We start from the raw sequence: 553 nt of genomic DNA, 5'->3' as shown, positions 1-553 counted from the left end.
GATCGGTGAGATGATCGCCGAGGCGATGGACAAGGTCGGTAAGGAAGGCGTGATCACGGTCGAGGAGAGCCAGACCTTTGGTCTGGAGCTCGAGCTGACCGAGGGCATGCGCTTCGACAAGGGCTACGTCTCGCACTACTTCGTGACCGACCCGGAGCGTATGGAGGCCGTCTTCGACGACCCGTACATCCTGATCGCCAGCTCGAAGATCTCGGCGAACAAGGACCTGGTTCCGGTTCTCGAGCAGGTCATGCAGAGCGGCAAGCCGCTCGTCATGATCGCCGAGGACGTCGAGGGCGAGGCCCTGGCGACCCTGGTCGTCAACAAGATCCGCGGCGTCTTCAAGTCCGTGGCGGTCAAGGCTCCGGGTTTCGGTGACCGTCGTAAGGCCATGCTGCAGGACATCGCGATCTTGACCGGTGGCCAGGTGGTGTCGGAGGACATCGGCCTGAAGCTGGAGAACACCACTCTGGACATGCTCGGTCAGGCCAAGCGTGTCGTGGTGACCAAGGACGAGACCACGATCGTCGATGGCGCGGGTAACACCGATGAC

General features: G+C 62.2%; 1 protein-coding gene. It reads left to right on the top strand.

Annotated features, from left to right (window positions below; all coding sequences use genetic code 11):
• Positions 1–553 (top strand): TCP-1/cpn60 chaperonin family protein (locus QWU11_RS47130; protein WP_290121146.1); only part of this gene is annotated, 553 nt, incomplete at both ends.

It is taken from the genome of Actinomadura sp. DC4 (assembly GCF_030406325.1).
In the GTDB taxonomy this organism is placed as follows: domain Bacteria; phylum Actinomycetota; class Actinomycetes; order Streptosporangiales; family Streptosporangiaceae; genus Actinoallomurus.
Note: the sequence above shows the minus strand (reverse complement) of the source record. Positions and strands in the feature narration are given on the sequence as shown.